This is a genomic window from Bradyrhizobium sediminis (assembly GCF_018736105.1).
Lineage (GTDB): Bacteria > Pseudomonadota > Alphaproteobacteria > Rhizobiales > Xanthobacteraceae > Bradyrhizobium.
In genome coordinates this window covers 42,605-63,665 of the sequence record NZ_CP076135.1, presented here as the reverse complement: position 1 = coordinate 63,665, position 21,061 = coordinate 42,605, and the positions used below count along the sequence as shown (strand labels likewise).

The window sequence follows — 21,061 nt, the reverse complement described above, 5'->3', positions numbered from 1 at the left end:
TCGCAGGCCGCGCCGTCCGTCAGGGCAGGCGGCCGCCTTGCAGGTGGAATGTCCAGCCGGCGGCGGTGACGGCCTGCTCGACGGCGTCGCGCACCTTTGCGTAGTCGATGGTGCCGCCGCCTCCCGGCGATACGTCGCTGCGTTCGCCGGACAGCTTCCAGCCGCTCACCCTGGTTTTCTCGACGGTCACCGTCGGCGGCGGCAGGCCCCAGCTCGATTCGGTGACAGCTTCGCGGAACTGCACCGTACGATCCGCTTCCGACGGCCGGCACGACATCCGGTAGGTGACGGTGCGGGCGCCGAACCACCATTTCGACCGGATCGGTTGCGCTTCGCCGACCAGGCCCTGTTTCGCATCTTCATGGACGGACAGGCCGAGTGCACCGAGCCTGGTCTTCAGCCCGGCCAGCAAGTCCTGCTGCGAGTCAGGCATGGTTCGCTCTCAGGGCTTGTACAGGATACGCTGCCAGATCGTGCCGCCCAGATATTTGCTGCCGGCCACGAAGTAGACGATCAGCAGCGTCAACAGCACCAGCGCCGGCAGGCCTTCGAGCTTGAAGCCCTCCGACGTCACGTTGCCGGTCAAATAGCCGATGGCGTAGCCGCCGCCGAAGAACACCATCACGAAGTCGAGAAGTGCGGCGAGCACCTTGCGCCAGGCGGCTACCGGTTGGACGGCGTCGGTCATGGCTGCACCTTACTTTCCGGCGGCGGAGAAATCGCTGGCCGCATGGGTGAGAAGACCGATCCCGCCGGCGTCGCTGGTCGATTGCTCCCTGACCTTGACGTCGATCGCGATCAGCTTCCACTCGCCTTCCGAAACGGCAAAGTCGAGCTCATAGTTGAGACGGCTCGGCGAGGTGTCGAAATAGCCGCGCAGCATCAGCCATCCATTGCCGCCGAATTTCGCCGCACTGGTCGGTACGATCGGCTTGGCCGCAATGATATCGATATGCTTGCCGGCGAATACCTTGAAAGCCTGCTTCAGGGTGTCGGCGGTAAACTTGTCGCGAAACGGCTTGGCCATCTTGGCATACATCACGGCATAGTTGCCGGTGAGGTTGGCGTCGTTGAACGTCAGCAGCGAGGTCTTGACCATGACCTCCTCGACGAGGGGCGTCGGCAGCGGCAGGGATTGCGCAACGGCCGCTCCGGGAGCGGCCATGCCGGCGGCGAATGCCACGATCGCTATCGTCAACAAGCGTTTCATCGCCATTCCCGCGAAATTGCTTTTTCAGTAATGACCTTTTGGAAATTTGTGAACCGCCCAGCCGGGCTGTCGTTGATCTGCGTCAAGCTGACGACGCCGCGGATGCGCGGCATGCCTCGGGATGAGGAGACGCCTACTTCCTTACGCAGATCACGCGCACCACCGCCGCCCTGGCGTCCGATGAGCCGCCTGCCGCATTGACGCCGTTGGTCTTGAGGAAGTCGCGCACACCATCGGCTGGCACCAGCGCCGCCTGCGCCGCAGCCGCGCCATTCGCCGGTCCCGCCACCACCACCGGTTTGAACAGCGCGATGCCGGCGAACTTGCCTTCCGTATCGAGCGCCGCGGCACCCGAAAAGCCCAGCGCCGGCGCCGGCGACAGCGCCAGATCGCTGCCGCTGCCGGCCGGTGCGATCGAGGCCTTGACGCTGCTCACGGCCGCCGCACCGCCCTGATTCTCCGGATCGGCAATGCCGGTGAGTTCGACGCCGGATTTCGCCGCGCCATTGGCGAGGCTCAGCGGCTGCAATCCGCGCGCGCCATAGATCCGCAATAGCGCGAGGTCGCGGTCCTTGTCCACGGCGACCCGATCGGCGTTGCCGTGGCCGGCGATTGCGATCGCAAGACAGCCGTCGGTGACCTGACGGTCGGCGAGGATAGCGCCGTCGCCGCTGACGACAACGCCGGTGCCGTATTCGACCGACTTGCGCAGCGGCGGGCCGGCGATCTGCGCGCCAGCCGGGAACGGGTTGAACGCGCTCGACATCGCGATCACCACCGGCTCCACGGTGCCTTCGACGGCCTGGTCGTACAGGATGGTGAGGATGCGGACCTCGTCGCCCTTGAACGTTCCGCGCACGTAGAATTTCTTCAGGCCCTGCATGCCCGACAGCACGAAGAAGTCCGGCTTGACCACGGTGTAATCCACCTTGCGTCCGGCGGGCTCCTTCTTTTCCTGCTCGGCGAGCTTTGCGGTGGAAGGGCCTGCCACCTTGCTCCGCGCAAGCTGGATCTGCACGGTGCCGGTGGGGGAGGTCCATTTGGCGCCGTTGGCGTCACTGGATTGCTGCGGCACCAGTTTGGTGGGCACCCCGAGCCGCGCGCCGGTGCCGGCCTCGGTAACGATCTTCCAGCCGACATTGTCCTGCCGCCGCTTCGCGGTCTCGGCGAGGATACCGCGCTCCTGCGGATTGAGCACGCCGGTCGGCTTGCCGCCGCGGGCCTTTTGAAAGGCCTTGATGGCGGCGACCATGCGCTCGCTGACTTCGCCCGTGATCGCGCCATTGTAATCGCCGACCCAGGCGAGGTCGGACTGGATCGCCAGCCGCTCCGCCTGCGCCATCGCCTTGGCGGTATCGGCCGGGGTCTGCACCGCGGGCCGGACCGGCACGGTCGTGACCTGTTTCGGCCTGGCGCCAGCGGTGGAGGGCGGCGTCATCTGCGCACTTGCGGGGGGCCCGATCGCCACGACCATCAATGTTGCCATCAGCAGCGATCTCATGACAGGTCCCGTCCATTGAAGTAGCCGCAATTAAGCACATCTGCTTGGTCGGCAACAGCTATGCGCTGGTTCAGCAAATTTGGGGTAGATTAAGGGCCGTCATTGCGAGGAGCGGAGCGACGAAGCAATCCACAGGTCCCCGAGCATGGCGCCAATAGATTGCTTCGCGGAGCCTGTCATCGGGCGGCGCTGCGCGCCGACCCGTTGGCTCGCAATGACGGCAAAGGAAGGAAATACCTGAGTATGCTGAGCGCCGAGGAACTCGAACGATACGCCCGCCACATCGTGCTGCGGGAGGTCGGCGGCCCCGGCCAGGCCGCCCTCAAGGAAGCATCCGTGCTGGTGATCGGGGCCGGCGGTCTCGGCGCGCCCGCGTTGATGTACCTCGCCGCGGCCGGTGTCGGCACGCTCGGCGCGGTCGACGACGACATCGTGTCGCTGTCCAATCTGCAGCGCCAGATCATCCACACCACGCCTGACATCGGCAGGCTGAAGGTCGACAGCGCCGCCGGGCAGATCTACGCGCTCAATCCCCATGTCAGGTTTGCGGCGCACGCCACCCGGCTGGCCGCCGACAATGCGATGGAACTGATCGGCAGCTACGATCTGGTGCTCGACGGTTCCGACAATTTCGAAACCCGCTATCTGGTGTCGGATGCGTGTTTCCTCGCCGCCAAGCCGCTGATCACGGCGGCGCTAGGCCAGTTCGACGGATCGCTGACCACGATCCGCGCGCACGAGACCAACGCCGAAGGCGAGCTCAATCCGACCTATCGCTGCCTGTTTCCCGAACCGCCGCCGCCGGGCACGGTGCCGGCCTGCGCCGAGGCCGGCGTGATGGGCGCGCTCGCAGGCGTCTTGGGATCGATGATGGCGCTGGAGGCGATCCGCGAGATCGTCGGCTTCGGCGAGGGACTGGTCGGCCGCCTGTTGATGGTGGACGCCCGCGCGATGCGGTTCGAAACCCTGCGTTACCGGCGCGACCCGGCCAACCCGCTCAACGGCGATGCGCCTGTCATTACCGATTTGAGCGGGTATCTGAGCGGCGATCTCTGACGATTGGACTGGAGTTCTCGCCTCTCCGAACACGGGAAGAGGTGAATTTACAGCATGCTCGGCAGCACGCGATCCGGCGGCTTGTGATTGTCGAGGAAGGTCCGGATGTTGATGATCACCTTTTCGCCCATCTCGACCCGGCCTTCGATGGTCGCCGAGCCCATATGCGGCAGCAGCGTCACCTTGCCGGCCCTGGCCAGCCGCACCAGTTTCGGACTGACCGCGGGCTCGTTCTCGAACACGTCGAGGCCGGCGCCGGCGATATCGCCGGCTTCGATCAATTTGATCAGGGTGTCTTCGTCGATCACCTCGCCGCGCGCGGTGTTGACGATATAGGCGTCCTTGCGGATCAATTTCAGTCGCCGCGCTGACAAGAGATGAAAGGTGGCCGGCGTGTGCGGACAGTTCACCGAGAGGATGTCCATCCGCGCCAGCATCTGGTCGAGGCTTTCCCAATAGGTCGCGCCCAATTCGTCGGCGATGACCGGCGCGACCGGGCGGCGGTTGTGATAGTGGATCTGCAGGCCGAAGGCGCGCGCCCGGCGCGCCAAGGCCTGGCCGATGCGGCCCATGCCGATGATGCCGAGCCGTTTGCCGCCGATGCGATGGCCGAGCATCCAGGTCGGCGACCAGCCCGGCCAGTTCTTGCCCTCGGTGAGGATCGAGGCGCCCTCGACCAGCCGCCGCGGCACCGCCAGGATCAGCGCCATGGTCATGTCGGCGGTGTCTTCGGTCAAAACCTTCGGCGTGTTGGTCACCGTGATGCCGCGCGCATGCGCCGCAAGGACATCGATATTGTCTACCCCGTTGCCGAAATTGGCGATCAGCCGCAGCTTGCAGTCGGGCTGCTTGAGAAGCTCTTCGGTGATTTCGTCGGTGACGGTGGGCACCAGCACGTCGGCGGTCCGCACCGCCTCGGCGATCTGCTCCTGACTCAGCGGCGTATCGTCGAGATTGAGCCGGGCGTCGAACAGCTCGCGCATCCGGGTCTCGATCGAGTCCGGCAGCTTGCGCGTGACGACAACGAGAGGCTTTTTCTTAACCGACATATCCTGCTCTCATGAGGCCTTTGGCTCGCCAACCTTTTGGATCGTCAACCTTTTGGATCGTCAAAGGCTTGCCCGTTCAGACCTCATTAACCCGGTTGTTCGACACTGCGGCTGCCGCGCGGTCCCGGTAATTCCTTGGGGTTCCCCGATATTTCCCGTTGGTTTGCCCTCCGGAAAATTCGGGCTCGTCTTGGTTCTCAAGCGTTCCGTCCTCTCTAGCAGAAGGCCGGGCCAAGACAAGAACCCCGGCAGGCGCCGGGAATGAAAGGCGGAGGGGCTGATGCGGCGGGGTATCAGGGGTTTGGGGGCCGGGATTCCCGGCATTTCAGCTCGAAGAATTTGAGTTGGGTTCGCGGCAGGAGGCGAGTTGATGGCGTTGGGGCGTTTTGGTTCAGTGGTGGTGCTCGCGGCCGTATTGCTCGGCGCGTCGGCCAGCACCGGATTTTCGGCCAAGGATTCCGCCGTTACGACCAGCGGCTTGCCGTTGCCGCGCTATGTGAGCCTCAAATCCGATCATGTGAACGTCAGGGCCGGCCCGACCAAGGACAACGACGTCGCCTGGGTCTACACCCGCTCGGGCCTGCCGGTGGAGATCACCGCCGAATTCGAGAACTGGCGCCGGGTCCGGGATTCCGAGGGCGCCGAGGGCTGGGTCTACCACTCGCTGTTGTCCGGCCGCCGCACCGCCGTCATCACCATGAAGACCAGGGACGAACTCGCGCCGCTCTACGATCGCGCCGATCCGGCCTCCGCCATTGCCGCCCGCCTGCAGGCCGGCGTCGTCGCCCAGGTCAAGAAGTGCGCGGCCGGCTGGTGCCGCGTCACCGGCAACGGCTTTGACGGCTGGATCGAACAGCAGCGGCTGTGGGGCGTCTACGCCGACGAGAAGGTGGAATGACGCTGCGCCGCCGAGGAGCACGCAAACCTATCCACGTCGTCCCGGCCAAGTGAGCGCAAGCGAACGCGAGCCGGGATCCATACGCCGGAGCCTATCGGTCAAGGCGATCGGGGGAGGCCGTCTGCAAACAATCAACATCGGTGGTTATGGGTCCCGGCTCGGAGGCCGGGACGACAGCTAGCGCTTCTTGCGCAGCCGGACGACCATGTCGACCCGGGCGATCTCGTAGCCTTCGGGCACTTCCGGCATCTTCTGCAGCACCAGATGCGGATCCGGGATGTCGACCAGTTCGTGGTTGTTTTCGAGATAGAAGTGGTGATGCGCCGTCACGTTGGTGTCGAAATAGGTCTTGGTGCCGTCGACGCTGACCTGGCGGAGCAGGCCGGCATCGGTCAGTTGATTGAGCGTGTTGTAGACGGTGGCCAGCGACACCGGGACCTTGGCGAGGGTGGCTTCCTCGTAGAGCATTTCCGCGGTGAGGTGGCGTGCGCCCTTGCCGAACAGGAGCCAGCCCAGCGCCATGCGCTGACGGGTCGGGCGGAGGCCGGCGGCCTGCAGCATTTCATTGACGTCGTGCCAGGGGCAGCCGGTCAGCGCCGGCTGGTGGCCGGCATTGCGGGCCGCGGGACTGACGGCGTCATCATTATTCATAATCGAAGCGTCGAGGCTCATTTCCACGTCAGGCACCGCACTCGCTGTCTCAGTACTGTTGTCATTGAATATAGAAGGAAATCCCTCAGATGCAAGTATTTCGCAACTAGAACCGCCTTAAGACTCAAGGGTGGGAACCGGAGGCGGGATCCGGCGATTTGCCTCGCCGTGGCGCTTTGCCGCCAGCGGGGCCTATGATAGAGAGCGCGCGGACTTGGCTTTGCAATCCGGCAAAAGCGAGCGCCGGTTGCCGCAGGACCGTCCTGACCTGCGGTATTCGCGCCAATTTGCGAAAATTGGCGCTCTTTATACGCGAAACGGGTCCATTTCGCTCGAAACGCTCCATCGGGATTTTGAGAGAGGCTCGGCAGCATGCTGGATCGACGGGGCAGTTATGAATACGAGGATCTGCTGGCATGTGGCCGCGGCGAAATGTTCGGCCCCGGCAACGCCCAATTGCCGCTGCCGCCAATGCTGATGTTCGATCGCATCACCGAAATCTCCGAAACCGGCGGGGAATACGGCAAGGGCATCGTTCGGGCCGAGCTCGACGTGAACCCGGATCTCTGGTTTTTTGCCTGCCATTTCAAGAACGACCCGGTCATGCCGGGGTGCCTGGGCCTAGACGCTCTCTGGCAGATGGTCGGCTTTTATCTCGGCTGGACCGGCGGCGAGGGGCGAGGCCGGGCACTGGGCCTCAGCGAGTTGAAATTTTCCGGGCAGGTGATGCCGAACGTCCGCAAGATTGTGTACAACGTCGACATCAAGCGCGTGATGCGCCTAAAGCTCTGGCTGGGCATCGCCGACGGCTGGCTTTCGGCTGATGGCGAGATTATCTATCGCGCCAAGGATTTGAGGGTGGGACTCTTGAAGCAGGGTGCCGCACTGCCGGGAGCGTAGGTCCGGCGAATCGGACGGCGTTCGGTTTTGACGCCGGCCATCACAAAAGAACGTAACGACAAGAACGTAACGACAAGGCGAGGCGATCATGAGGCGGGTTGTCATCACGGGGATGGGCATCGTCTCGTCCATCGGAAACAACACCCAGGAAGTACTTGCGAGCCTCCACGAGGCGAAGTCCGGAATCACGCGCGCGGATAAATATGCCGAGCTCGGCTTCCGCTCCCAGGTGCAGGGCGCCCCCACGCTCGATCCGGCCGGCGTCATCGATCGCCGCGCGATGCGCTTCCTCGGCGAGGGGGCGGCGTGGAATCACATCGCGATGGAGCAGGCGATCCAGGATTCCGGCCTCGAGCCCACCGAAGTTTCCAACATTCGCACCGGCATCATCATGGGCTCCGGCGGACCGTCGGCGCGCACCATCGTGGAGGCCGCCGACATCACCCGCACCAAGGGACCGAAGCGGGTCGGGCCGTTCGCGGTGCCGAAAGCGATGTCGTCGACGGCGTCGGCAACGCTCGCCACCTGGTTCAAGATCAAGGGCGTCAACTATTCGATCTCATCGGCCTGCGCGACGTCGAACCATTGCATCGGTAACGCCTACGAAACCATCCAGATCGGCAAGCAGGACATTATCTTCGCCGGCGGCTGCGAGGAACTCGACTGGTCGCTGTCGGTGCTGTTCGACGCGATGGGCGCGATGTCGTCGAAATACAACGATACGCCCGCGACCGCCTCGCGCCCCTATGACGTCAGCCGCGACGGTTTTGTTATCGCCGGCGGCGCCGGCGTGGTCGTGCTCGAGGAACTCGAGCATGCCAAGGCGCGCGGCGCGAAAATCTACGGCGAAATCGTCGGCTATGGCGCCACCTCGGACGGTTACGACATGGTGGCGCCGTCGGGCGAGGGCGCCGAGCGCTGCATGAGAATGGCGATGGCGACCGTCGACACCAGGATCGACTACATCAACCCGCACGCGACCTCGACGCCGGCGGGCGATCCGCCGGAGATCGAGGCGATCCGCAAGGTGTTCGGCACCGGCGACAAGTGCCCGCCGATTTCGGCGACCAAGGCGCTGACCGGACATTCGCTCGGCGCCACCGGCGTGCAGGAGGCGATCTATTCGCTCTTGATGATGCAAAACGGCTTCATCTGCGAAAGCGCCAACATCACCGAGCTCGATCCCGTGTTCGCCGACATGCCGATCGTGCGCAAGCGCATCGACAATGCCAGGCTCGGCACCGTGCTGTCGAATTCCTTCGGCTTCGGCGGCACCAACGCCACGCTGGTGTTCAAGCGGATGGATGCGTAATCTTGTCATGCCCCGCGCAGGCGGGGCATCCAGTACGCCGCAGCCTCTCAATTCAACTGCTGACGCCTCTGGAATACTGGATCACCCGCATTCGCGGGTGATGACGGTTGAGGGTGAGTGGAGCACTAAACGATGCAGGACCTGATGAAGGGCAAGCGCGGGCTGATCATGGGCGTCGCCAATGATCATTCGATTGCCTGGGGCATTGCCAAGGCGGTGGCGGCGCAGGGCGCCGAGCTTGCCTTCACTTTTCAGGGCGAGGCGCAAGCCAAGCGCGTCAAGCCGCTGGCGCAGTCGCTTGGCGTCGACACCGTGCTGCCTTGCGATGTCGAGGACATTGCCAGCGTCGATTCGGTGTTCGAGGCGCTGCGGGCGAAATGGGGACGGCTGGATTTCCTGGTTCACGCCATCGGCTTCTCGGACAAGAATGAGCTGAAGGGCCGCTACGCCGACACCAGCCGCGAGAATTTTTCGCGTACCATGCTGATCTCCTGCTTTTCATTCACCGAGATTGCCAGGCGCGCCGCCGAGCTGATGCCGGAATCCGGCGGCAGCATGATCACGCTGACCTTCGGGGCCTCGATGCGGGCAATGCCGAACTACAACGTGATGGGCGTGGCGAAAGCCGCGCTGGAATCCTCCGTGCGCTATCTCGCTTTCGATTTCGGCGCACGCGGCATCCGCGTCAACGCGATTTCCGCCGGTCCGATCCGCACGCTCGCCGGCTCCGGCATCGGCGAGGCGCGCGCGATGTTCGGCTTCATGCAAAAGCATTCGCCGCTCGGCCGCGGCGTGACGCTGGATGAGCTCGGCGGCTCGGCGCTCTATTTGTTGTCGGATCTGTCCGGCGGCGTCACCGGCGAAATTCATTACGTCGATTCCGGCTACAACATCGTCCTGATGCCGCGGCCGGACGAATTGAAGGCGGAGTAGCGCCGTCACCCCGCCGCGAGCTTCTCGGCCCGCTGGAACGCCGGGCGCTCCACGCACCGGGCGATATAGGCGTCGAACGACGGCCGCGACGGCACCATCTTGAACAGCCGCACCGCGAAATTCAGCCCCGAGCCGATCATGATATCCGCGGCCGAGAAGGTTTCGCCGAGGATCCAGGGGCCCTTGGCGAGCGCGGCATCGAGCACGTCGAAGACCTGCGCGGCGCTTCCCCACGCGGCGGTGCTGGTCGGCACCTCGATCTTGGTGAAGATCTGGATCAGCGCCGGCTCGATGCAAGCAGGCGAAAAGAACAGCCATTGCAGGTATTTCGCACGCAGCGGATCGGCCGGGCCGGGGGCCAGCCCGGTCTCCGGATAGCGGTCGGCGACATAGGCGCAGATCGCCGCGGCTTCCCCGAGCGCGGCCTCACCGTCCTGCAGCGCCGGCACCTTGCCCATCGGGTTGATGGCAAGGAATTCGGGCGACTTCTGCGCGCCGGTCGTGATGTCGGTCAGCACCCGCTGATACGGCAGCCCGCTTTCCTCCAGCAGCCATATCCCGGAAAACGAACGCGAGCGCGGCGACCAATAGAGTTTTATCACCTGGCGTTTTCCTCTTTCTTCCATCGGTAATACTTCATCATGAAGCCGGTCATCGGTTCGACCGCTTCCTTTTCGAACACGAAACCCTCGCGCTCATACCAGCGCCACGCCTTTTCATTTTCGCGCACGCAGCGCAGCCAGATTTCATCCGGCAGATGCTGGCGCGTGAATGCGAGCAGTCTCCGTCCGAGATTCCGGCCCTGATATTCCGGCGCCACGAACAGCTGGTCGAGATACCTGTCGGGCAGATGCAGCGCCAGCATGGCCGCAAGATGACCGTCATCGTCGGCGACGAACAGGCTCCAGCCCTTCTCGATTTCCATCGGGATGCGCGCGCGCAATTGCGCCAGCAGAAAATTGCTGGCTTCCGCGAGCCCGGTCGAGACCCAGCTGTTCATCCACACGCGACCGATCTCGTCATATTCGTCGGGGCGAGCGGGTCGGATGATGGGCGTCGGCATTTCGATTGGACTGCTACGGCTCTGGAATACTGGATCGCCCGCTTTCGTGGGCGATGACAGTCATTGCGGCGGAGAAGCGCCCCCGCGCATTCAGGAAGGCGGCACTCACACTCCCAGCGTGCCGGCCTTCGCGGCGGCGTAACGCTCGGCGATCTTGCTCCAGTTCACCGTGTTCCACCACGCCTTGAGGTAATCGGCGCGGCGGTTCTGGTAGTTGAGATAATAGGCGTGCTCCCAGACATCGTTGCCCATCAGGACGCGCCGGCCGTCCATGATCGGGCTGTCCTGGTTCGGACGGGTCTCGATCGCGAGCTTGCCGTCCTTGGTGACGGTCACGAACACCCAGCCTGAGCCGAACTGGCGCCCGCCCGCGGCGTTGAAGTCGTTCTGGAATTTTTCCAGGCCGCCGAGGTCCTTGTCGATCGCGGCCAGCACCTCGCCCTCCGGCTTGCCGCCGTTCGGTCCCATGATCTCCCAGAACATGGTGTGGTTGGCGTGGCCGCCGAGATTGTTGCGCACCGCGAATTTGATGTCGTCGTTCAGGGCGTTCAGGTTGCCGAGCACGTCGGTAATGGCGCGGGTGCCGAGCTGCGGATTGGCCTTGGCGAGATTGTTGAGGTTGCCGACATAGGCGGCATGATGCCGGTCATGGTGGATTTCCATGGTCCTGGCGTCGATGTGGGGTTCGAACGCATTGAAGGCATAGCCGAGCGGCGGAACCGCGAATGGTCCGGCCGCGGCGGGTGCTGCGGCTTGCGCGAATACGAGGCGCGGCATGGCCGCGACGGCGGCGGCGCCCGCGGCAGCACTGAAGAAACGACGGCGCGATAATGACGGCATGAAAACCCTCCCTGGCGTGAGACGAGCCCTGCATCGCTCGATTCGGATGGATCGTAGCGGCACCGGCCCGAAACTTAAATGCGAATTCAAACCGGTCCTGGTTTCATTTTTTTCGGCCGGGGCGCTGCGGCGTATGCGCGCATCGCCGCATCTCGCGGCAAACAAAAAGGGCGGCTGAAAAGCCGCCCTTTCGTTATTGGCAATGGATGATCCGATCCTACTCGGCGGCGCTGACGCCCTCGGCTTTCTGCTTGGCCTCGAGGTCCTCGCCGGTCGCCTGGTCGACCGCCTTCATCGACAGCCGCGTCTTGCCGCGGTCGTCGAAGCCGAGCAGCTTGACCTTGACCTTGTCGCCTTCCTTGACGACGTCGGAGGTCTTCTGGACGCGGCTGGCCGCGAGCTGGCTGATGTGGACGAGGCCGTCCTTGGCGCCGAAGAAGTTCACGAACGCGCCGAACTCCATCACCTTGACCACGGTACCGTCATAGATCTGGCCGATCTCCGGGTCGGAGGCGATCGACTTGATCCACTTGATTGCGGCCTTGATCGATTCGCCGTCGGCGGAAGCGACCTTCACGGTGCCGTCGTCGTCGATGTTGACCTTGGCGCCGGTCTTCTCGACGATCTCGCGGATCACCTTGCCGCCGGTGCCGATCACTTCGCGGATCTTATCGGTCGGGATCTTGAAGGTCTCGATGCGCGGCGCGTACTCGCCGAGTTCGGCGCGCGCAGCGGTCAGGGCCTTCGACATTTCGCCGAGGATGTGGATGCGTCCGTCCCGGGCCTGGCCGAGCGCGACCTTCATGATCTCCTCGGTGATGCCGGCGATCTTGATGTCCATCTGCAGCGAGGTGATGCCCGCCTCGGTGCCGGCCACCTTGAAGTCCATGTCGCCGAGATGATCCTCGTCGCCGAGGATGTCGGACAGCACGGCAAAGCGCGAGCCTTCCAGAATGAGGCCCATGGCGATGCCCGCCGTCGGCCGCTTCAGCGGAACGCCGGCATCCATCAGCGACAGCGAGGCGCCGCAGACCGACGCCATCGAAGACGATCCGTTCGACTCGGTGATCTCGGAGACCACGCGCACGGTGTAGGGGAACTCGTGATGCGGCGGCAGGACGGGATGGATCGCGCGCCAGGCCAGCTTGCCGTGGCCGATTTCACGCCGCTTGGTGCCGCCCATGCGCCCGGTTTCACCGACCGAGTAGGGAGGGAAGTTGTAGTGCAGCAGGAACTGTTCCTTGTAGGTCCCCGACAGCGAGTCGATGTACTGCTCGTCCTCGCCGGTGCCGAGCGTGGTCACCACCATCGCCTGGGTTTCGCCGCGGGTGAACAGCGCCGAACCATGGGCGCGGGGCAGCACGCCGACTTCGGCAATGATCTGGCGCACGGTCTTGGAATCGCGGCCGTCGATGCGCTTGCCGGTGTCGAGGATGTTCCAGCGCACGATCTTGGCCTCGAGCTCCTTGAAGACGCCGGCGATACGCAGCTTGTCGTATTTCGGCTCCTGGCCTTCCGGGAAGTAATAGGCCATGACCTTTTCCTTGGCCTTGCCGACCGCGGCGTAGCGATCCTGCTTGACCGGAATGGCGTAGGCGGCGCGCAGATCGGTTTCGATCAGCCCCAGGATTTCCTTCTCCAGCACGCTCTCGTCGACGATCTTGACTTCGCGCGGCTCCTTGGCGGCCTTCTCGGCGAGCTCGATGATCGCGTTGACCACCGGCTGGAAATGCCGGTGTCCGAACATCACGGCGCCGAGCATGATGTCTTCATTGAGTTCCTTGGCTTCCGATTCCACCATCAGCACGGCGTCGGCGGTGCCGGCGACCACGAGGTCGAGCTGGGTTTCGACCATTTCGTCGAGCGTCGGGTTGAGCACGTATTCGTCGTTGATGAAGCCGACCCGGGCGGCGCCGATCGGACCCTTGAACGGCGCGCCGGAAATGGTCAGTGCCGCGGAGGCGGCAACCAGCGCCAGAATGTCGGGATCGTTCTCCATGTCATGCGACAGCACGGTGACGATGACCTGGGTCTCGTTGCGCCAGCCGTCGACGAACAGCGGACGGATCGGGCGATCGATCAGGCGGGAGACCAGCGTCTCCTTCTCGGTCGGCCGGCCCTCGCGCTTGAAATAGCCGCCGGGAATGCGGCCCGCGGCGTAGGTCTTCTCGATGTAATCGACGGTCAGCGGCAGGAAGTCGACGCCCTCGCGGGCCGTCTTCGCCGCGACGACGGTGGCGAGCACGACGGTCTCGCCATAGGTGGCGACGACGGCGCCGTCGGCCTGACGGGCGATCTTGCCGGTTTCCAGCCTGAGGGGACGGCCACCCCAGTCGATTTCGACTGAATGAATATTGAACATCTTATTCGTCTTTCATGGTTTCACGAAAGCACGGACGCCGAAACGAAAAGACCATGCGCAAGATTGCGGGACGCTGATCGCGAAAGCTTCGCGGTCCCAGCGCCCGGCGATCCTGCCATGGTCTTCATGTTTCGAATGGCGTCCATCCTTCCGATGGTACGGGCGTCTTACCCGTTATCGCCCAGCTGCCGGATTGCGGCTGGACACGCCGCGCGGACATTTCAAGGTCCGCGCGCTTAGGCACATGATCTGATCGGAAAACCGGAACGATGCTTTTCCGGACCATGCGAAAACGCGCGCGAGATGCGCGCGTGAACTGTACTCAGCGGCGAATGTTGTGCTTTTCGAGCAGCGCCTTGTAACGCGCCTCGTCCTTCTTCTTGATGTAATCGAGAAGCGAACGGCGCGTCGACACGAGCTTCAGGAGGCCGCGCCGCGAATGGTTGTCCTTCACGTGGGTCTTGAAGTGCCCGGTGAGGTTATTGATGCGTTCCGACAGGATCGCGACCTGAACCTCGGGCGAGCCGGTGTCGCCGGCCTTGTTGGCATTCGTCTTGATGACTTCCGCTTTGCGTTCGGCGGTAATCGACATCGTCAAACTCTCTCATTGCTGCGAGCCGGACTGGCAGTCAGTCCGGTCAGGTTGAACACGCGCTTGGGGATGAGTTCGCCATTGCCAATTTCGGCGAGGGCCAGAAGCCGGCCTGCCACCGTGACATAGACTGTGCCGCTACAATTGGGCGCATCCCGTCCGCGCAACAAAACGGCCTGGCCCCTGTGGAGCCTTGCCGCATCAGCCCGTGTGACGGCCAGTGCCGGGATGTCGTCCAGCGCGGTCTCAACGGGCAAAAGCGCGTCGGCGAGGCTGCCCTCGCCAGACGCGGCTCTATCGCACAAAGCCTCCAACTGTTCCAGCGGAATCATGTCTTTCTCGCCGAACGGACCGACCAGGGTCCGCCGCAGCGCGCAGATATGGCCGTAACAGCCCAAAATTCTTCCGATATCGCGGGCCAGCGCCCGCACATAGGTTCCCTTGCCGCATTCGGCCTCGAATACCGAATGGCTGCTATCCGGTTGTTCTACAAGGGTTAAATGGTGAATCTCGACCGGCCGCGGCTTCAGTTCGACGGTCTCGCCGTCGCGGGCGAGGTCATAGGCGCGCTCGCCCTGGACCTTGATGGCGGAGTATTGCGGCGGGATCTGCTCGATCAGGCCGGTAAACTGCGGCAGCAGGTCCTGAATCGCCTCGACGGAGGGCCTGAGATCGCTGGTCCGGGTCACCCGGCCCTCGGTATCGTCGGTGTCGCGTTCCTCGCCCCAGGCGACGGTAAAGCGATAGCGCTTGCGGCCGTCCATCACGAACGGAACCGTCTTGGTGGCTTCCCCGAGCGCGATCGGCAGGCCGCCGGAGGCGAGCGGATCGAGCGTGCCGGCGTGGCCGGCCCGCTTGGCCTGGAACAGCCGCTTCACCACCGCGACGGCTTGCGTCGAGGTCATGCCGATCGGCTTGTCGAGCACCACCCAGCCGTGGACGTCGCGCTTGTCGCGCCGGGGCTGGTTGTTCTGGCGCGGCTGCTTGCCCGAGCGCGGGCGATTCTCGTCGCGCTGCGGAGCCGGAGAAATATTTTTTTCCGTAGCGTTCGAATCGCCGGCCGGCGGCTCGATAACGCTGTTGGCGGTGGTCTCGATCATCAGTTCACTCTTCCGTATCTTGCGAATCGGCTGCGAGGTCTCTTTGCACCGCAGGTGTTCGCAGTAATTTCTCTATTCGTTCCGCTTCGTCGAATCGTTCGTCAACGCGGAAGCGAAGATCAGGCGCAAATTTTAAGTTAACGCGGTGCGCGATCTCGCCGCGCAGGAACTTCTTGTTGCGCTCCAGCGCCGCAACCACGACGGCGGTGTCGCGTCCGCCGAGCGGCATCACATAGACGGTCGCGAGCTTGAGGTCCGGCGACATCCGCACCTCGGGCACGGTGACGATGTGGCCCTCGAGGTCCGGATCATGCACGCTGCCCTGCGAAAGAATGTCCGCGACGGCGTGACGCACCACCTCGCCGACGCGCAACTGACGCTGCGAGCCGCCGGAGGCGGAGCTTTTCTTCTGGTGTTGGCGAGGCATTGCGGTCTCTCGAAAACGATTCGCCATGGCCGGGATTGTCCCGGCCATTGACGTCCTTATTGCGGCTGAATTCCTGAAGACGTGGATGCCCGGCACATCCGGTGCGAAGACGCGCTTCGCACTTTTGGCCGGGCAGGACGTCGAACTACTTCATGATCCTTCTGACGAAGCCGTAAGGTTCAGACTTACAGGCTGCGCTGGATGGTTTCCACGCGGTAACATTCGATAACGTCGCCGACACGCATGTCGCCGTAGTTCTCGAATGCCATGCCGCATTCCTGGCCGGACTGCACTTCCTTCACTTCGTCCTTGAAGCGTTTCAAGGTCGACAGCTTGCCTTCATGCACGACGACGTTGTCGCGAATCAGGCGGACATTGGCGCCGCGTTCCACGGTGCCGTCGGTGACGCGGCAACCTGCGACCTTGCCGACCTTGGAGATGTTGAACACTTCCAGGATCTGGGCGTTGCCGAGCATGGTTTCGCGCAGCGTCGGCGCCAGCAGGCCGGACATCGCCTTCTTCACGTCATCCACGAGGTCGTAGATGATGTTGTAGTAGCGGATTTCGATGCCGTTGCGCTTGGCGGCGGCGGCCGCTTCCTTGTTGGCGCGAACGCTGAAGCCGATGATGGCGGCATTGAAGCCTTCCGCCAGCGTCACGTCGGATTCCGAGATGCCGCCGACGCCGGCATGCAGGATGCGGGCGGCGACTTCCTCGGTGCCGAGCTTCTCCAGCGAGCCGAGAATCGCTTCCAGCGAGCCCTGCACGTCGGCCTTGATGATGAGCGGAAAATCCTTGCGGCCCGAAGTCTTGAGCTGCGACATCATCTGTTCAAGCGAGCCGCGCATGCCGGAAATCGAGGCAGCCGCGTTTTCGCGCTTCTGATGCGCGCGGTAGCTCGTGATCTGGCGGGCGCGGGCTTCGTTCTCGACGACGGCGAGGCGGTCGCCCGCTTCCGGCGGCCCGTTGAAGCCCAATACTTCGACCGGCACCGACGGACCCGCCTCCTCGACGGTTTCGCCCTGGTCGTTGATCAGCGCGCGGACGCGGCCCATCTCGGCGCCGGCGACGATGATGTCGCCCACGCGCAGGGTTCCGCGCTGCACCAGCACGGTCGCGACCGGACCGCGGCCGCGGTCGAGCTTGGCTTCGATCACGGTGCCTTCGGCGGGACGCGCGGCATTGGTCTTGAGGTCGAGCAATTCGGCCTGCAGCGCGATCATTTCCAGGAGCTTGTCGAGGTTGGTCTTGTTCTTGGCGGAGACCTCGACATCGACGACTTCGCCGCCGAGCGATTCGACCTGAACCTCGTACTGCAGCAGCTCGGTGCGGACCCGTTCCGGCTTGGCGTCGGGCTTGTCGATCTTGTTGATCGCCACGATCATCGGAACCTTGGCCGCCTTGGCGTGATTGATCGCCTCTACGGTCTGCGGCATGACGCCGTCGTCGGCTGCGACCACCAGCACCACGATATCGGTGACCTTGGCGCCGCGCGCGCGCATCGCGGTGAAGGCGGCGTGGCCCGGGGTGTCGATGAAGGTGATCTTCTTGCCGCTTTCCGGCGAGGTCACCTGGTAGGCGCCGATATGCTGGGTGATGCCGCCGGCTTCGCCCGAAACCACATTGGCGTGACGAAGCGCGTCGAGCAGCGAGGTCTTGCCGTGGTCGACGTGGCCCATCACGGTCACCACAGGCGAACGCGGCTCGGTGTCGGTCGAATCGTCGACGATGTCGAACAGGCCTTCCTCGACGTCGGAGGCGGCCACGCGCTTGACGGTGTGGCCGAGTTCCTCGGCGATCAGTTGCGCGGTGTCGGCGTCGATCACGTCGGTGATCTTGTGCATCGCGCCCTGCTTCATCAGAAGCCGGATCACGTCGACCGCGCGTTCGGACATGCGGTTGGCGAGTTCCTGGATGTTGATGGCTTCCGGAATGACCACTTCGCGGACCAGCTTTTCCTTCGGCTCGTTCGAGGCATGGCCCTTCAGGCGCTGGGTGCGGCGGCGGAACGAGGCGATCGAACGCTCGCGCACGTCATCGGCAGTGAGTGCGGTGACCAGCGTCAGGCGGCCGCGCTGCTTCTGCGGCGCCGGCTTGGCGGTGGTCTTGGGCGCAGCGGCGGGGCGGACGGCGCCGCCGGGACCGCGACGGATCTGGCGCGGACCTTCATCCTCGTCGGTGGCGTCGGCGGCGACACCGGGGGCGCGTGCGGGAGGCACCGCAGCGGTCTTGGCCGCGGCAGCCGCGGTCTTGGCCTCGGCTTCGCCAAAGCGGCGCTTGGCCTCGAGTTCGGCCTTGCGCTTGGCTTCTTCTTCCTGGCGGTGACGCTCTTCCTCGGCCTTGCGGCGGGCCTCGGCGGCTTCGCGCTCGGCCTGCTCGATGCCTTCCTTGCTGTTGCGGCGCTTGGCTTCCTCTTCCGCCAGCCGCCGCTCTTCCATGTCGCGGACTTTGGCGTCGGCCAGCGCGCTGGCGCGCGCGGAACGCTCGTCCTCGGTCAGGGTGCGCAGCACCACGCCACCGCCGCGCGGCGGAGCCGGCGGGGCGGCGGGACGGGCGAGCGGCGCGGGCTTGGCGGGCGCCGCCTTGGCAGCGGCCGGCTCCGGCGCATGCGGCGCTTCGGTCGCTTCACCGCCGACCCGGCGCTTGCCGCGCTTCTCGACCACCACCTGTTTGGTCCGGCCATGGCTGAAGCTCTGGCGCACGGTGCCCGTCTCGACGCGCGGCTTGAGCGTCAAGGTCTTGGTCGGGACACTCAGTGTCTTGTCGCCAGGCGTTTTCGTATCAACCATTCAGCAGTCCTAATCTTGTTTAAGTCGTGCGTGTCCGCACGGTCTGTTTCGGCGAATTCTTGGCCGCATAGCCGGCTGTCTTGTCGTCATCAGCCATCCGGTATCGGACCAGGGTCTGGCTGCGCGACAGGAACGTGTTGCTCGCCGGGCCCGCGAGCAGCGCAGCATGTATCACATTTGACCGGCCCAGTGCCAAATCCAATTGTTCGGAGGTCAGCGCCGCGACCACCGGGAATTCGTGCGATTCATCGTTAATCCCGGCATTTTGCCTGGCGACGGCGTCCAATTTGCGGATTCCGTCCGCCGCGCCGTCCGAAGCATGGATCAGGGCCTTGACCGAATCCCGGGCCTGCCGCGATTTGAGGGCGTCCTCGACCTTGCCGAAGCCGGAAACGACCTGGCCGGCCTTGGCGGCCATGGCGAGCGCTTCGATCACGCCGCGCACCAGCAGGGCCTCGGTATCGGCCGCGAGCGCCGGGGCAACGCGGACGTCGCGCTTGAAGCCCTTGCTGAACTGGTTACGCCGGACGGCTTCCGCAACCGTCTGACGCGAAGCCGAGACCCAAAGCCCCCGGCCGGGGAGCTTGCGCTTCAGGTCCGGGACCACCCAGCCCTCGGGGGAGACGACGAACCGGATCAGTTCGTCGATCGGCCGCACCTCGCGGCTGACCGCGCACATCCGCGTCGTCGCGGACCTGTTGGTCCGCGGTCCGTCGTCGAGATCGGGGTCAGCGACAGCAAGCATGCGAGCGACATCTCTCCTTATACCGGCTGGTCTGCGGCGGCTTCGGTCTCGTCGGCCTTCTTGGCGAGATCGGCCTCGGTGATCCAGCCGGCGATGACGCGCGCCTGCATGATCATGTTCTCCGCATCGTCGCGCGAGATTTCGTTGGCGTCGAGAATGCCGGGATGCTTGGTCGGCTCGCCGCCTTCCTTGCGCTCGGTCCAGCCCACCAGATCGTCGGTGGCGCAACCGGCGAGGTCCTCGACGGTCTTGATGTCGTTCTCGCCGAACTTCACCAGCATCTTCGATGTCACGCCGGGCACCGTCTTCAGAGCGTCTTCCACACCAAGTTCCTTACGTTTGTTTTCGAGCTCGCCTTCGAGCTGTTCCAGATATTCGCGGGCTCGGCTCTGCAGCTCGTTGGCGGTTTCGTCGTCGAAGCCCTCGATGCCGGCCAGTTCCTTGACGTCGACCAGCGCCAGTTCCTCCACCGAGGTGAAGCCTTCGGACGCCAGCAATTGGCCGACCACTTCGTCGACGTTCAGCGCTTCCATGAAGACTCGCGTGGAGTTCTCGAAATCGGCCTGGCGGCGCTCGGATTCTTCCTGTTCGGTCAGGATGTCGATGTCCCAGCCGGTCAGCTGGGAGGCGAGACGCACGTTCTGTCCGCGCCGGCCGATCGCCAGCGACAGCTGGTTGTTGGTGTCGGGCACCACGACCTCGATCCGCTCGCGGTCCTCGTCGATCACGACCTTGGCGACTTCGGCGGGCGCCAGCGCGTTGACGACGAAGGTCGCGATGTCGGGCGACCACGGGATGATGTCGATCTTTTCGCCCTGCAGTTCATTGACCACGGCCTGCACGCGCGAGCCGCGCATGCCGACGCAGGCGCCGACCGGATCGACCGAGGAATCCCGCGAAATCACCCCGATTTTCGCGCGCGAGCCGGGATCGCGGGCCACCGCCTTGATCTCGACGATGCCGTCATAGATCTCGGGCACTTCCTGCGCGAACAGCTTCGCCATGAACTGCGGATGGGTGCGGGACAGGAAGATCTGCGGTCCGCGGGTCTCGCGGCGGACGTCGAAAATATAGGCGCGGACGCGGTCGCCGTTGCGGAACACCTCGCGCGGCAGCATTTCGTCGCGGCGGATGATGGCTTCGCCGCGGCCGAGATCGACGATCACACTGCCATATTCGACGCGCTTGACGATGCCGTTGACGATGTCGCCGATGCGGTCCTTGAATTCCTGATATTGCCGGTCGCGCTCGGCCTCGCGCACCTTCTGCACGATCACCTGCTTGGCGGATTGCGCGGCGATGCGGCCATATTCCAGCGGCGGCAGGGTGTCGGCGATGGTGTCGCCGATCTGGGCGCCCGGATTGGCGCGCTGCGCGTCGACCAGCGACGTCTGGTTGGCGGAATTCTCGACCTGCTCGACCACCAGCATGTGGCGGGTCAGCTGCAGTTGCCCGGTCTTGGGATTGATTTCGGCGTGAACGTCGGTCTCGGAGCCGTAGCGGGCCCGCGCCGCCTTGGCGATGGCGTCTTCCATGGCCGCGATCACGATTCCGCGGTCGATCGATTTTTCGCGCGCAACCGCGTCTGCGATCTGCAGCAGTTCAAGTTTGTTGGCGCTGACAGCTGCCATGG

21 protein-coding genes are annotated in these 21,061 nt (G+C 64.3%); 5 read left to right on the top strand and 16 right to left on the bottom strand.

Going from position 1 to position 21,061, the window contains the following annotated elements; translation table 11 throughout:
- Positions 1-19: 19 nt before the first annotated feature.
- From KMZ68_RS00305 to KMZ68_RS00290, 4 genes are all read right to left on the bottom strand, one after another.
- Positions 20-433, bottom strand: a complete 414-nt coding sequence (locus tag KMZ68_RS00305; protein WP_215613972.1) for a hypothetical protein — start codon at positions 431-433, stop codon at positions 20-22.
- A 9-nt stretch (positions 434-442) separates the two neighbouring features.
- Positions 443-688, bottom strand: coding sequence for a hypothetical protein (locus tag KMZ68_RS00300; RefSeq protein WP_215613971.1), 246 nt, complete (start codon positions 686-688; stop codon positions 443-445).
- Positions 689-697: 9 nt separating this feature from the next.
- Entirely contained in the window at positions 698-1,210 is a 513-nt protein-coding gene (locus KMZ68_RS00295) for a hypothetical protein (RefSeq protein WP_215613970.1), read from the bottom strand.
- Between the two features lie 133 nt (positions 1,211-1,343).
- Positions 1,344-2,711, bottom strand: coding sequence for a serine protease (locus KMZ68_RS00290; protein ID WP_215613969.1), 1,368 nt, complete (start codon positions 2,709-2,711; stop codon positions 1,344-1,346).
- A gap of 243 nt (positions 2,712-2,954) precedes the next feature.
- On the opposite strand from KMZ68_RS00290, the gene KMZ68_RS00285 reads away from it, so the two are divergent.
- Positions 2,955-3,767 (top strand): HesA/MoeB/ThiF family protein, encoded by an 813-nt coding sequence (locus KMZ68_RS00285; RefSeq protein ID WP_215613968.1) that lies wholly within the window; start codon positions 2,955-2,957, stop codon positions 3,765-3,767.
- Positions 3,768-3,814: 47 nt separating this feature from the next.
- On the opposite strand, the gene KMZ68_RS00280 is transcribed toward KMZ68_RS00285, so the two are convergent.
- A complete protein-coding gene (locus KMZ68_RS00280; RefSeq protein WP_215613967.1) occupies positions 3,815-4,816 on the bottom strand; it encodes a 2-hydroxyacid dehydrogenase in 1,002 nt (333 codons plus the stop codon).
- A gap of 370 nt (positions 4,817-5,186) precedes the next feature.
- Between KMZ68_RS00280 and KMZ68_RS00275 the strand changes: the two genes are divergently transcribed.
- Positions 5,187-5,714 carry an SH3 domain-containing protein gene (locus KMZ68_RS00275; protein ID WP_215613966.1) on the top strand — a complete coding sequence of 176 codons (528 nt, stop codon included), beginning with the start codon at positions 5,187-5,189 and terminating at the stop codon, positions 5,712-5,714.
- Positions 5,715-5,891: 177 nt separating this feature from the next.
- On the opposite strand, the gene irrA is transcribed toward KMZ68_RS00275, so the two are convergent.
- The gene (gene irrA, locus KMZ68_RS00270) at positions 5,892-6,365 is read right to left on the bottom strand and encodes an iron response transcriptional regulator IrrA (protein ID WP_371741393.1); all 474 of its coding nucleotides are present in this window, start codon (positions 6,363-6,365) and stop codon (positions 5,892-5,894) included.
- A 372-nt stretch (positions 6,366-6,737) separates the two neighbouring features.
- Between irrA and fabA the strand changes: the two genes are divergently transcribed.
- The 3 genes from fabA to fabI all read left to right on the top strand — a co-directional run bounded on the left by fabA (position 6,738) and on the right by fabI (position 9,510).
- Positions 6,738-7,265, top strand: a complete 528-nt coding sequence (gene fabA / locus KMZ68_RS00265; protein ID WP_215613965.1) for a bifunctional 3-hydroxydecanoyl-ACP dehydratase/trans-2-decenoyl-ACP isomerase — start codon at positions 6,738-6,740, stop codon at positions 7,263-7,265.
- A gap of 88 nt (positions 7,266-7,353) precedes the next feature.
- Positions 7,354-8,577, top strand: coding sequence for a beta-ketoacyl-ACP synthase I (gene fabB, locus KMZ68_RS00260; protein ID WP_215613964.1), 1,224 nt, complete (start codon positions 7,354-7,356; stop codon positions 8,575-8,577).
- 132 nt (positions 8,578-8,709) lie between these two features.
- On the top strand, positions 8,710-9,510 hold the full coding sequence (gene fabI, locus KMZ68_RS00255; protein WP_215613963.1) for an enoyl-ACP reductase FabI: 801 nt from the start codon (positions 8,710-8,712) through the stop codon (positions 9,508-9,510).
- 5 nt (positions 9,511-9,515) lie between these two features.
- On the opposite strand, the gene KMZ68_RS00250 is transcribed toward fabI, so the two are convergent.
- From KMZ68_RS00250 to nusA, 10 genes are all read right to left on the bottom strand, one after another.
- On the bottom strand, positions 9,516-10,112 hold the full coding sequence (locus KMZ68_RS00250) for a glutathione S-transferase family protein (RefSeq protein ID WP_215613962.1): 597 nt from the start codon (positions 10,110-10,112) through the stop codon (positions 9,516-9,518).
- Complete coding sequence (locus KMZ68_RS00245; RefSeq protein WP_215613961.1) at positions 10,109-10,573, bottom strand: GNAT family N-acetyltransferase; 465 nt, start codon at positions 10,571-10,573, stop codon at positions 10,109-10,111. Before KMZ68_RS00245 ends, KMZ68_RS00250 begins: the two co-directional genes overlap by 4 nt.
- Positions 10,574-10,678: 105 nt before the next feature.
- Complete coding sequence (locus KMZ68_RS00240; RefSeq protein ID WP_215613960.1) at positions 10,679-11,413, bottom strand: superoxide dismutase; 735 nt, start codon at positions 11,411-11,413, stop codon at positions 10,679-10,681.
- A gap of 217 nt (positions 11,414-11,630) precedes the next feature.
- A complete protein-coding gene (pnp, locus tag KMZ68_RS00235; protein ID WP_215613959.1) occupies positions 11,631-13,775 on the bottom strand; it encodes a polyribonucleotide nucleotidyltransferase in 2,145 nt (714 codons plus the stop codon).
- Between the two features lie 322 nt (positions 13,776-14,097).
- Complete coding sequence (gene rpsO / locus KMZ68_RS00230; RefSeq protein ID WP_079540211.1) at positions 14,098-14,367, bottom strand: 30S ribosomal protein S15; 270 nt, start codon at positions 14,365-14,367, stop codon at positions 14,098-14,100.
- Positions 14,368-14,369: 2 nt separating this feature from the next.
- On the bottom strand, positions 14,370-15,467 hold the full coding sequence (truB, locus tag KMZ68_RS00225) for a tRNA pseudouridine(55) synthase TruB (protein WP_215613958.1): 1,098 nt from the start codon (positions 15,465-15,467) through the stop codon (positions 14,370-14,372).
- Positions 15,468-15,471: 4 nt separating this feature from the next.
- Positions 15,472-15,894 (bottom strand): 30S ribosome-binding factor RbfA, encoded by a 423-nt coding sequence (rbfA, locus tag KMZ68_RS00220; protein WP_215616128.1) that lies wholly within the window; start codon positions 15,892-15,894, stop codon positions 15,472-15,474.
- A 185-nt stretch (positions 15,895-16,079) separates the two neighbouring features.
- Complete coding sequence (gene infB, locus KMZ68_RS00215) at positions 16,080-18,683, bottom strand: translation initiation factor IF-2 (RefSeq protein ID WP_215613957.1); 2,604 nt, start codon at positions 18,681-18,683, stop codon at positions 16,080-16,082.
- A 19-nt stretch (positions 18,684-18,702) separates the two neighbouring features.
- Positions 18,703-19,428, bottom strand: a complete 726-nt coding sequence (locus KMZ68_RS00210) for an RNA-binding protein (RefSeq protein ID WP_215613956.1) — start codon at positions 19,426-19,428, stop codon at positions 18,703-18,705.
- Positions 19,429-19,445: 17 nt separating this feature from the next.
- On the bottom strand, positions 19,446-21,059 hold the full coding sequence (gene nusA, locus KMZ68_RS00205) for a transcription termination factor NusA (protein ID WP_215613955.1): 1,614 nt from the start codon (positions 21,057-21,059) through the stop codon (positions 19,446-19,448).
- Positions 21,060-21,061: the final 2 nt, after the last annotated feature.

What these genes read in the sequence shown, in the direction of transcription:
- KMZ68_RS00305 (WP_215613972.1), bottom strand. Translation starts at nt 433, where the DNA reads ATGCCTGACTCGCAGCAGGACTTGCTGGCCGGGCTGAAGACCAGGCTC.
- KMZ68_RS00300 (WP_215613971.1), bottom strand. Translation starts at nt 688, where the DNA reads ATGACCGACGCCGTCCAACCGGTAGCCGCCTGGCGCAAGGTGCTCGCC.
- KMZ68_RS00295 (WP_215613970.1), bottom strand. Translation starts at nt 1,210, where the DNA reads ATGAAACGCTTGTTGACGATAGCGATCGTGGCATTCGCCGCCGGCATG.
- KMZ68_RS00290 (WP_215613969.1), bottom strand. Translation starts at nt 2,711, where the DNA reads ATGAGATCGCTGCTGATGGCAACATTGATGGTCGTGGCGATCGGGCCC.
- KMZ68_RS00285 (WP_215613968.1), top strand. Translation starts at nt 2,955, where the DNA reads ATGCTGAGCGCCGAGGAACTCGAACGATACGCCCGCCACATCGTGCTG.
- KMZ68_RS00280 (WP_215613967.1), bottom strand. Translation starts at nt 4,816, where the DNA reads ATGTCGGTTAAGAAAAAGCCTCTCGTTGTCGTCACGCGCAAGCTGCCG.
- KMZ68_RS00275 (WP_215613966.1), top strand. Translation starts at nt 5,187, where the DNA reads ATGGCGTTGGGGCGTTTTGGTTCAGTGGTGGTGCTCGCGGCCGTATTG.
- irrA (WP_371741393.1), bottom strand. Translation starts at nt 6,365, where the DNA reads ATGAATAATGATGACGCCGTCAGTCCCGCGGCCCGCAATGCCGGCCAC.
- fabA (WP_215613965.1), top strand. Translation starts at nt 6,738, where the DNA reads ATGCTGGATCGACGGGGCAGTTATGAATACGAGGATCTGCTGGCATGT.
- fabB (WP_215613964.1), top strand. Translation starts at nt 7,354, where the DNA reads ATGAGGCGGGTTGTCATCACGGGGATGGGCATCGTCTCGTCCATCGGA.
- fabI (WP_215613963.1), top strand. Translation starts at nt 8,710, where the DNA reads ATGCAGGACCTGATGAAGGGCAAGCGCGGGCTGATCATGGGCGTCGCC.
- KMZ68_RS00245 (WP_215613961.1), bottom strand. Translation starts at nt 10,573, where the DNA reads ATGCCGACGCCCATCATCCGACCCGCTCGCCCCGACGAATATGACGAG.
- KMZ68_RS00240 (WP_215613960.1), bottom strand. Translation starts at nt 11,413, where the DNA reads ATGCCGTCATTATCGCGCCGTCGTTTCTTCAGTGCTGCCGCGGGCGCC.
- pnp (WP_215613959.1), bottom strand. Translation starts at nt 13,775, where the DNA reads ATGTTCAATATTCATTCAGTCGAAATCGACTGGGGTGGCCGTCCCCTC.
- rpsO (WP_079540211.1), bottom strand. Translation starts at nt 14,367, where the DNA reads ATGTCGATTACCGCCGAACGCAAAGCGGAAGTCATCAAGACGAATGCC.
- truB (WP_215613958.1), bottom strand. Translation starts at nt 15,467, where the DNA reads ATGATCGAGACCACCGCCAACAGCGTTATCGAGCCGCCGGCCGGCGAT.
- rbfA (WP_215616128.1), bottom strand. Translation starts at nt 15,894, where the DNA reads ATGCCTCGCCAACACCAGAAGAAAAGCTCCGCCTCCGGCGGCTCGCAG.
- infB (WP_215613957.1), bottom strand. Translation starts at nt 18,683, where the DNA reads ATGGTTGATACGAAAACGCCTGGCGACAAGACACTGAGTGTCCCGACC.
- KMZ68_RS00210 (WP_215613956.1), bottom strand. Translation starts at nt 19,428, where the DNA reads ATGCTTGCTGTCGCTGACCCCGATCTCGACGACGGACCGCGGACCAAC.
- nusA (WP_215613955.1), bottom strand. Translation starts at nt 21,059, where the DNA reads ATGGCAGCTGTCAGCGCCAACAAACTTGAACTGCTGCAGATCGCAGAC.